This is a genomic window from Corallococcus sp. AB049A, from assembly GCF_003668885.1.
Classification (GTDB): Bacteria; Myxococcota; Myxococcia; order Myxococcales; family Myxococcaceae; genus Corallococcus; species Corallococcus interemptor.
This window is the reverse complement of the sequence record NZ_RAWL01000341.1, coordinates 1-9528: the sequence shown is the minus strand read 5'-3', so window position 1 is coordinate 9528 and position 9528 is coordinate 1. Positions and strand designations below refer to the sequence as shown.

The window sequence follows — 9528 nt, the reverse complement described above, 5'->3', positions numbered from 1 at the left end:
CCCGTGGGGCGGGCGGTGCGCGAGGGGCTGGACCTGCTCCAGGACCCGGCGCGCACGGGCGTGGTGGTCACCACGCTGCCGGAGCCCCTGCCCGTGAGCGAGACGCTGTCGCTGGTGGCGGAGCTGAAGAAGGTGGGCCTGCCCCTGTCCGCCGCGGTGCTCAACCGCATGCCGGAGGACCCCTTCACGCCGGAGTCCCGCGCGGCGCTGGAGCGGCTGCTGGAGACGCACGGGCCGCATCAGGGACAGCGGGCGCTGGAGCGGCTGGAGCGCGCGCGGCAGGCCCGGGCGCGGCTGGCGGCGGGCGTGGCCGTGCCGCACCTTGGACTGCCGGAGCTGGCGCTCACGGGCGTGGCGCTGGTGGAGCGGCTGGCGGAGCTGTTGGAGTCCACACTCGAAGGCGCCGCGGCACGCGGCCGGGAGGCCACGCCATGAACCTGGACGGCATGCTGCGCGACAAGCGGATCCTCGTGTTGTGCGGCGCGGGCGGCGTGGGCAAGACGACGACGGCGGCGGCGCTGGGCGTGGCCGCGGCGCGCGCGGGGCGCAAGGTGCTGGTGCTCACCATCGACCCGGCGCGGCGGCTGGCGGAGGCCATGGGGCTGAAGGAGAACGGCGCGGAGCCCACCTCCGTGCCGCCGGAGCGCCTTTACGCGGACGGAAAACGCGGCGAGGGCCGGCTGGACGTGTGGATGCTGGAGCCGCGCATCGTCTTCGAGCGCATGGTGCGCCGGATGTCCGCCACGGAGAGCGCCGCGCGCACCATCCTGGAGCACCGCCTGTACCGCTTCCTGTCGGAGCTGGTGGCGGGCGTGCAGGAGTACGCCGCCGCGGAGGCGCTGGACAGCTTCCTGGCGGAGGGCCACTACGACCTCATCGTCCTGGACACCCCGCCCAGCCGCCACGCGTTGGACTTCCTGGACGCGCCGGGCCGGCTGTCGCGCTTCCTGGACGAACGGATCATCTCCCTCTTCGGCCCCGACTCCGGCCGCACGGGCCGGCTGTGGCAGGGCGCGCAGGCGCTGGTGGGCAAGGTGCTGGATGGCATCTTCGGCGGCGGCTTCGCGCAGGAGATGCGCACCTTCGTCGCCGCGTTCGGAGGGCTGTTCGCCGGCATCCGCCTGCACGCGGACCGGCTGCGCGAGCACCTGTCGTCCAAGGACGCGGCGTTCCTGCTGGTGACGTCTCCGGAGGCCGCCGCGCTGCGCGAGGCCACCTTCTTCCAGGAGGCGCTCCAGGCCAAGGGGCTGCCCTTCGCGGGCTACGTGCTCAACCGCAGCTGGGCGCGGGAGGACGGCCTGGCCCCGGCCGCCGCGCTGAAGCCGCACGCGAACAACGCCGCGGACACGGACGCCGTCAGCGCGCTGGAGCACCTGGCGGACGTGGAGGACGCGAGAGCGAAGGCGCACCAGTCGCTGCTGGCCCGGCTGGCCGAGGGGCTGCCCCGGGGCGCGCTGGCCATCGCCGCGCCGGACGCGGGCGCGGACCTGGAGGACTTCCGGGGCCTGGTGAACCTGGGCGACGCGCTCACCGTGGCCTGACGTCCGCCTGCCCGGCTTTGGAAGCCCAGCGGCGGCCGGGGGCGGACAGGCGAGCGGCGCCGCACCTGGCCGGCTGGAGCTTTGCGTGCTCCGGCCCGCTTCCCATGTTCGCAAGTCGAGGAGGCTTGCGACGCACATGGGCACCAAGGATTACAGCAACGGAAACGGCAGGCATGACCTGGGGCGCGCGGACATCTCCACGCCTCCCACCGACGCGATGGCCACGCACCGCTCGCCGGACGTGGCGCCGCCGGGCTCGCGCGAGCGCTCGGAGTCCGACGTGAGCGGCTGGAGCCCCGGGCGCGATGAGCTGCCCGCGGACCGTCAGGGGCGCTTCCACCGCGCCGCCGCGTGGCGCCTGGGCCGCGTGCGCACGGACGTGGACGACACCGGCCAGTGGCGCAAGGACCGCGAGGGCGAGCGCGACGGAGGCACCAGCGGCCCCTATGGCCGCGACGACCGGGACACGCGCTACGCCAACGGCGCGGGCCCCCGGCGCACCCAGGGCGAGGACACCGTCCAGGAGATGCAGCCCCAGCACGCCGACTACCGCGAGTGGGACCGCAGCGGCTACGGCGGCGAGGAGCCCCTGCTGCGCGGCCGCCCGCGCCCCGCCTCCCGCGAGGATGCGCGGCTGCGTGAGCGGCTGGCCCCCAAGCGCGAGGAGACCTTCCCGCTGGATCCGCGCCTGCGCGAGTCACGCGACGCCACCGGCACGTCCCGCCGCTGGAGGCGCGAGCCGCTGACCGCTCGGGACATCATGACCCGCCAGGTGCGCACCGCGCGCCGTGACAGCGCCCTGCGTGAGGTGGCGCAGCTGATGCGCGACGAGGACTGCGGCGTGGTGCCCATCGTGGACGCCGAAGGGCGGCTGCTGGGCCTCGTGACGGACCGCGACCTCGCGCTGCGCGCCTTCACCGGCCAGCGCGCCGTGGACGGCCTGCGCGCGGCGGACGTGATGACGGAGGACCTGGAGGCGGTGCTGCCGGAGGAGGACCTGCACGGCGTCATCGAGCTGATGGGCCGCCGCCAGATTCGCCGCGTCCCCGTGGTGGAGCCCGACGACCGGCTGGTGGGCATCATCGCGATGGGGGACATCGCCAACCGCGCGGATCAGGACGAGGAGCTGCAGGAGGCGCTGGAGCGCATCTCGTCCCGGCGCTCGTTCTGGAGCCGGCTGCGCTGAGCCGTGCGAGAGGACGGGAGGCTTGGAAGGGCCTCCCGTCGTCCCAGTTCGGCTCAGGTGATAGCGACGACCACGCCGGACGCGTCCGCCGTCACGGGGAAGGTCTTCAGGTCAATCGTGGCCGCGCCACCGGGATCGACCTTGCCCGTCTTGCTGAACGTGGACGCGTGGCACGGGCAGAGCAGCTCGTTGATGCTCGCCTCGAAGCCCACCTCGCAGCCCTGGTGCGTGCAGACGGAGTCCACGGCGGAGTACGTCCCGTCCTCCAGCTTGAAGACGAAGATGCGCTTGCCGTAACCGGTGGGGGTGCCGCTCACCATGCCGCCCGCGTTCTGCAGGTCCGGGAACTGGGCGAACGTCAGCGTCACCTTGCCCTCTTTCACCGCCGGGAAGGCGTCGTCACCGGCCTTGATGTTGACGCTCAGCACCTGCGTGCCCGCGTTGTACGTGGCCACGTACTTCTTGAGCGGCACCGTGGCGGGCTCCTGCGTCACCGCGCCCGTCTCGATGTTGAACTTCGACAGGTGGCAGGGGCACACGGCCTCCTGGCCATCGAACCCCATGGGGCAGCCCACGTGCGTGCACGTCGCGGACAGCACGGCGTAGGTGTTCGCCGTGGGGTGCATCACCAGCAGGTTCTCCTGCCCCGAATCCTTCGGGAAGCGCAGCGTCACCGCGCCGCCCTCGCGGGACAGGTCCGGGTAGCGCGGCACCACCAGCGCCACGATGCCGTCGTCGCCGGGCATGGGGACGTCCAGCACCGGCGCGGGGTCGATGTTGGGCGCGCACGCGGGCGGGATGCCCGCCACCACCACGCCCGTGCCCAACAGCTTCTTGAAGAAGTCGCGACGCGACGAGCTCACGTGCCCTCCGTGAAGACGAGGTGCGGCTCCAGCACCAGCTCGTCTTCCACCTTCACGAGCAGCAGCGTGGGCCGTTCAATGTTGTAGCCCTCCAGGCTGATCTTGAAGGACCCGTCCGCCGTCACCTGCTTCGCGGAGTCGAACTTCACCGTCATGGGGATCAGCACGTCCTTCGTCACGCCGTGGAAGGTGAGCTTGCCCTTCAGGGTGACGGGCACGCTGCCCGGGAAGGTGGCGGGCGGCTTCACGCCGGTGCCCACGGCCTTCACCTCCACCAGCGGGTACTTGGAGGCCTCCGTCACCTCCAGCATGTGCGTGTCGCGGTTGGAGTTCTGCGAGTCGAAGTCCTTCACCTGCGCGCGCACGGCCACCTGGAGGGTGCCGTCCGGCTTCAGCACGGCCTTGCCCTCGCTGGGGGGCGCCTTGCCGGACACCGTGTGCATCTTGTGGATGAGCTTGTAGGTGAGGCTGCTGGCGTCCTTCTTCACCGAGAACATCTTCGTGTCCTGCGCGGCGGCGGGCAGCGCGAGCAGCAGGGCAGCGGACAGAACGAGTCGTCGAGCAATCACGGCGTCCTCCAGAGGGGGCTACGTCTTGTCTCCGCACAACGGCCGGCGCACGGAGACATTCACGACAGGGGGGATGGGGTCAGAAAGTCAGCGTGACGATGCCCGCGGCGACGCAGCCCAACGTGGCATAGCCCACCACCTGGTGCGCGGTGGCGTACTTCGGCTCCGTGATTTCGCCGTAGCTGTGGGTCGCCAGGATGCCGAGCACCGCCTGCGCGATCATCCCGGCGGTGGCCAGGCTCATGAAAATCTTGTGGAACGTCACCGTGTCCCACTGGAACGGGCGCTCCACCGGGTCCGGCGCCAGCAGGCCCAGCGTGCCCACCGTGGCGAACAGCACCGACGTGCCGATGACGACGCCCCGGTGCCAGGCGAGCAGCGAACGGTTGTCCCCGCCGCCCCGGAAGGACTCGTTGAACTGCAGCTGTCCCAGCACGGTGGCCGCGGTGAGGCCGCCCGCCATGGCCAGACCCAGGCCCTGGTGCAGCTTGAGCATGGTGCGGCGCGTCTCCAGGTCCTTCTGCAGGTCCGGATCCAACAGGCCCTTGGACGCCTCCGCCTCCGGGGTGAGCAGGTCGAAGTCCAGGCTGGGCTCGGAGGACGGCGTGGAGCCGGAGTCCTGCGTCGCGGGGGCGGCCGGGGAGCCGGACTCCGGCGTGGCGGACACCGGCGGCGCCACGTCCGGCGTCACCTGCGCCGGGGCCGCGGGGGCGGCTTCCTGCGAAGGGGGCGGCGGCACCGGCCTGGAGGGCTTTCGCTTCGCGGGCTTGCGCTTGGCGGCGGCGACCAGGACGGGGGCGTCCGGCGCGAAGGCCGCACCAGCGGGAGTGGCCGCCAGCAGCAGCACGGCCAGGAGGGGGGCAATGACGCGGGTCATCATGGGGTTCCCGGGGGACGACGCGGCCCGTCGAAAACAGGGCGGGCCATGCCATTCCAGGCTACCCCGGCTGATGGTCCGGGTGCACGGAAGTGCACACCGGGTCCGGGTGGGCCTTGGGAACCACCGGAGGTCGTGACGCGGGTCAGGCCGGTGTCGTGGAGGGCACCTCGGAGCGGGGCGCGGTGCCGTGCGCGAGCTCCTGGCCCAGGGCGTGCGGGTCGAAGTAGGCGAAGAAGCGGCGGACCCGGTCGCCGTCCCACTCTATGATGGAGACCCCCTCGTAGGCGACGGCGGCGCCGTTGCGCGCGGTGCCCTGCGTCTCCCACTCCAGGGCCACGCGGTCGCCGGACTCGATCATGTTGCGGAAGGTGGACTTCACCTGGCCGAGGGTGCCCTTGTACTCGGTCCAGAAGCGGCGGGCCCCGTCGACGCCGGAGAAGACGTTGGGGGAAGCGACGTTGCTCACCTGCGCATCGTCGGTGAAGAGGGCGACCAGCGGCTCGATGTCGCCGTGCTCCTCCAATTTCAGCAGTGCGTCCACGAACCGCTGCGCTCGTTCCATCGCCATCGGGAGTCCTCGCTCGTCGCGAAAAGAAGTCAGACGTGTGCCCGGGAAGGGTGCGCACGCGAGGGGGAGGTGGCCTGCCGCCGGTGGCTGCTCCCTCGTCCTCCGGACGGAGGCCCCACCCCCTTGCCCCCGGGTGGCCCGGTGATGGAAGACAGGCGCCGTCATGTCCCAACCCAAGAAGCAGTCCTGGCAGGAGGCCGAGGCGTCCCTGCTGGCCCTGGTTCCCCCCGAGGCAGCGCGGGCCGGGGCTGAGGTGGAGGCGGCGTCCGGCGCCCCGTCTCCCGAGGCCAGGGTCCCTGCATCCCTCGGTTGGCGCAGCGCCCTCTTCGTGGCGCTGTGCGCGCTGTACCAGCTGCGCCGGATGATGCCGCTGGCGGGCGTGACGCCGTGGGACTTCGAGGCGCTGTTCGCCAAGGGCTACGGCACCGTGGCGCTGCTGGTGTTGTTCCCCTCGCTGATGTCGCTGTGGGGCATCGCGAGGCGCGACGTGAAGCGCCAGTCGGACGCGTCGGCGTGGTTCCTGCTCCAGGCGGTGGTCTGGGCGTTGGTGGCCGTGGTGTCCCTGTTCCAGGCGGAGTTCGTCGCGGCGCTGCTGATGCCGTGGCACCTGGCGTTTGTGTGCGCCGTCGTGATGGTCATGGCAACTCCAACGCCGGCGGAGGAGGCCCCGGTGCGGCCGCGCGCGCCGCCGCCCCCGCCCACCGTGCGGCCCGCGACGCCCGAGGACCGGGACGCCATCGCGGACCTCCTGGACGCGGCGCTCGCGCGGCGTCCCACGACCTTCGAGGCGCCGCTGGAGGGCGAGGAGGACGGACGGCACCCGGTGCTGGTGGCGGAGGAGGACGGGCGCGTCGTCGCGTGCGCGGCCACCCGCGCCTACAGCCCGCGCGAGTGCTACGCGGGCATCGCGGACTTCAGCCTCTTCGTGGCGAAGGACGTCCGGGGCCGGGGCGTGGACGAGCTGCTGCTGAAGGCGCTGCTGAAGGCCGCGGAAGAAGCCGGCCTCCACAAGCTCACCACCAGCGTCATCGCGAACCAGGAGCACACCCTGAAGCTGTTTGAACGCCTGCGGTTCACCACGGTGGGCAAGCACGAGAAGCACGCTCGGTTGGATGGCGCGTGGCACGACGTGGTGGTGGTGGAGAAGTTCCTGCGCTGAGGCAGTCGCACGGACATTGTCTCCTCCGGGCCCCCTTGCTCTCGCGCTCCGGCGGGAGGATGACTGTCCTCCAGGAGCACCCATGTCCCAGCAAGCCCTCCGTTCCGCGCCGCAGCCCGCCACCGACGACAGGGAGGTCGACCTCCTGCCCACGCCCGTGGCGGCGGATCCGGGGGCGTTCCCGTCGCTGACGTTCCTCCTGGAGGAGGTGCGCTCGCCGGGGATGGTGCGCGCGGACATCGACGCGCTCATCTCGGGCCTGGGGCGGATGCCCGCGCCGGAGGAGCCGCTGCGCGAGCGGGCGGATCTACTGCTGGGGCTCCTGGACCGGAACAACCCGGTGGGGGACTACGCGGGCTCGGGCGGGATGAAGGTGCGGCACGCGGCGAAGGAGGCGTTGATCGCGCTGGGCTATCCGTACGCGATGGAGCTGCCGCCCGAGCTGCTGGAGACGCCGCGCGTCAACGGAAGGGGGCCGGGGCTGAGCGGAGGCGACATCGTCCTGGCGGTGGTGAGCCTGCTGTACCAGTGGGGCGGCCTGGCGGCGGTGTGGATCTTCCTCGAGTACTCCAAGATGGCGGAGGCTGGCGAGGTGTCGGTCGGCATCGGCGCGGCGCTCGGGCTCTCCACGGGGGTCTCCCTGCTGGGCCACCACCAGCGGTCGCGGGACATGCAGCTCGTTGGATCCGCGGTGCTGTGGGCAGCGGCGGTGGTGTGGATCCTCATCGCCCTGCCGTCCGCCCTGTTCACGAGCGGCGTGGCCCTGTTCCTCGTCCCGTGGCACCTGGCGCTGTGGACCGCCTGGTCCCTGCGTCCGGAAGAGGAGCCGGAAAAGCCGCCGGCGCGCCTCTCGCCTCCGCCCCCGTCCACGCCATGAGCGCGCGCCCCAGCGTCCGGCCCGCCACGCGCGAGGACCGGGCCGCCATCGCGGCCATCTACAACGCGGCCCTCGCCGAGCGCGCCTCCACCTTCGAGACGCGCCCGCGCACGCCCGAGGACATCGACGCCTGGCTGGGCAAGCGCCACCCGGTGCTGGTGGCGGAGGAGGACGGGCGCGTCATCGCGTACGCCTCCACGGGCGCGTACAGCCCGCGTGAGTGCTACGCGGGCATCGCGGACTTCAGCGTCTACGTGGCGCCGGAGGCCCGGGGCCGGGACGTGGGCCGGCGGGTGATGGAGGCGCTGCTGCGGGAGGCGGAGGCGGCGGGCTTCTACAAGCTGACCTCGCGCGTCTTCGCCACCAACGTGCGCAGCCGCGCGCTGCTGAAGCGGCTGGGGTTCCGGGAGGTGGGCGTGCATGAGAAGCACGCCCCGCTGGACGGGGTGTGGCACGACGTGGTGGTGGTGGAGCGGCTGCTCACCGCGAACGTGCGGTAGTCAGCGCCGCGAGTCGCGGGTCCACTCCTCGCGGGTCCAGCCCTGCCGTTCATAGAGGGCGCGGCGCTCCGAGGGCAGGGCCTCCCAGGCGACGCCGGGGTCCAGGTCGCTGGGACGGCTGAAGAGGCCGGGGACGTCGCCGCGCACGGCCTGGGCGGCGCGCTCGGGGGTGAGGCCGCGCAGGCCGTAGCCCAGCTTGAGGCCGGCGTGGCTCTGGCTGTCCTTGTGGGAGGTCTCGAAGGCGACGCCGCCGCCGAACTCCGCGGTGCGCGGGTTGATCATCGCATGGGCCCGGGCATGCGGGCCCACGCCCAGGGACAGCTCCACCTTGCCCTCCGAGTCACGGCTCACGCTGGCGATGCCCAGGTCCACCTGCAGCTGGGCTTCCTTCTTGCCCTGTGCGTCCGTCATCAACTCCAGGCCCAGGGGCCCGGCCTTGGCGGCGATGCCCGCCTGCGTCTGGAGGTCGGTGGTGCCGCGAGCGGTGACGTGGGTTTCGCTCTTGAAGTGGAGCATCTGGTGGGCCCCGCTCGCTTCGGCGGAGACGAAGACCCCGGCGGGACGTTCCCCGGAGAGGACCTGGGCGCGGGCGGTGACGGTTTCGTAGGCCTGGACCAGCGAGTGTTGGGGCCGCCCCAGGCCGGCCTTCCACTCCGACTCGTAGCGTTCGCGCTGGGGGTCGGACCAGGACAGGCCCAGTGACGTCTCCCGCAGGTCCAGCGCCTGAGGAGGCCCGAGCGCGCGAAGGGCCTGGAGGCTGCCGGCCCGGGCCACGGCATCGCCGTAGCGTTCCAGGTACGCGTCATAGGCGACGACGGTGGCGCGGCCGGCATCGGTGGCGTGGGCGTTCACGGCGTCGCGAAGGGCCGGGGGCAGCTTCGGATCATTGACGAAGGTCTCCGGCCGTCCGGGCATGCCGAGCGGCCCCTCCGCGCCGCCCGGGCGCCGCGACAGGACGCCGTTGGACGCGGCCTGTTCCAGGAAGGCCTGGCGCGACGGAGCATCCATCCGGGACACATAGGCGGCGAGCAGCCCCTCCCGGTCCATGCGGTCCAGCGTGGCGCGGTACGCGTCGCGAGGCACGGAGCCGAGCGCATCGTGCGTGGCCTTCACGTCGCCGCCGGTGAGGAAGGGGTTCGACAGGCTGCGCGTCAGGTGCGAGCGGACCGAGGCATAGACGTCCTCGGGGACAGGGGCGGAGGGAGCGCGCAGCCGTCCGCCCATCGCCGCGAGTTCGCGCGCGGACACGGCGGGGCCCTCCGCGTTCGACGAGGGACGGGGCGAGGAGGGGGCAACGGAGGGGCCGTCATAGGGCCGCAGCTCGTTGCGCGAGGTCGGGGACGCGCTGCTCTCACTGACGGAGGTCCTGCGTGAAGCAGTGGTGC

Annotated in this window: 10 protein-coding genes and 1 pseudogene; 6 read left to right on the top strand and 5 right to left on the bottom strand. The window is 72.4% G+C overall.

The features are described 5' to 3' along the window. From D7X55_RS43560 to D7X55_RS29105, 3 genes and pseudogenes are all read left to right on the top strand, one after another. Positions 1 to 435: pseudogene (locus D7X55_RS43560) on the top strand (arsenic transporter); the annotation flags it as partial. Then, a complete protein-coding gene (locus D7X55_RS29110; protein WP_120549529.1) occupies positions 432 to 1541 on the top strand; it encodes an ArsA-related P-loop ATPase in 1110 nt (369 codons plus the stop codon). The pseudogene D7X55_RS43560 and the gene D7X55_RS29110, both read left to right, overlap by 4 nt. A gap of 136 nt (positions 1542 to 1677) precedes the next feature. Next, on the top strand, positions 1678 to 2727 hold the full coding sequence (locus tag D7X55_RS29105) for a CBS domain-containing protein (protein ID WP_199747200.1): 1050 nt from the start codon (positions 1678 to 1680) through the stop codon (positions 2725 to 2727). 53 nt (positions 2728 to 2780) lie between these two features. Here the strand turns inward: D7X55_RS29105 and D7X55_RS29100 are convergent, their stop codons facing one another. The 4 genes from D7X55_RS29100 to D7X55_RS29085 form a co-directional block, all read right to left on the bottom strand. Beyond that, the gene (locus D7X55_RS29100) at positions 2781 to 3590 is read right to left on the bottom strand and encodes a Rieske (2Fe-2S) protein (RefSeq protein WP_120549528.1); all 810 of its coding nucleotides are present in this window, start codon (positions 3588 to 3590) and stop codon (positions 2781 to 2783) included. Beyond that, a complete protein-coding gene (locus tag D7X55_RS29095) occupies positions 3587 to 4159 on the bottom strand; it encodes a YceI family protein (RefSeq protein ID WP_121724760.1) in 573 nt (190 codons plus the stop codon). Before D7X55_RS29095 ends, D7X55_RS29100 begins: the two co-directional genes overlap by 4 nt. A 79-nt stretch (positions 4160 to 4238) precedes the next feature. Continuing rightward, positions 4239 to 5039, bottom strand: coding sequence for a hypothetical protein (locus D7X55_RS29090; protein ID WP_120549526.1), 801 nt, complete (start codon positions 5037 to 5039; stop codon positions 4239 to 4241). Positions 5040 to 5181: 142 nt separating this feature from the next. Beyond that, positions 5182 to 5607, bottom strand: coding sequence for a nuclear transport factor 2 family protein (locus D7X55_RS29085; protein ID WP_120549525.1), 426 nt, complete (start codon positions 5605 to 5607; stop codon positions 5182 to 5184). A 163-nt stretch (positions 5608 to 5770) separates the two neighbouring features. Between D7X55_RS29085 and D7X55_RS29080 the strand changes: the two genes are divergently transcribed. From D7X55_RS29080 to D7X55_RS29070, 3 genes are all read left to right on the top strand, one after another. Next, positions 5771 to 6766, top strand: a complete 996-nt coding sequence (locus D7X55_RS29080; protein WP_121724759.1) for a GNAT family N-acetyltransferase — start codon at positions 5771 to 5773, stop codon at positions 6764 to 6766. 82 nt (positions 6767 to 6848) lie between these two features. Next, the gene (locus D7X55_RS29075) at positions 6849 to 7643 is read left to right on the top strand and encodes a hypothetical protein (RefSeq protein WP_120549523.1); all 795 of its coding nucleotides are present in this window, start codon (positions 6849 to 6851) and stop codon (positions 7641 to 7643) included. Further along, positions 7640 to 8143 (top strand): arsinothricin resistance N-acetyltransferase ArsN1 family A, encoded by a 504-nt coding sequence (locus tag D7X55_RS29070; protein WP_120549522.1) that lies wholly within the window; start codon positions 7640 to 7642, stop codon positions 8141 to 8143. Before D7X55_RS29075 ends, D7X55_RS29070 begins: the two co-directional genes overlap by 4 nt. Here D7X55_RS29070 and D7X55_RS29065 read toward each other — a convergent pair. Beyond that, positions 8144 to 9528: hypothetical protein (locus tag D7X55_RS29065; protein WP_233610137.1), on the bottom strand; the 1385-nt coding region annotated here is incomplete at its 5' end.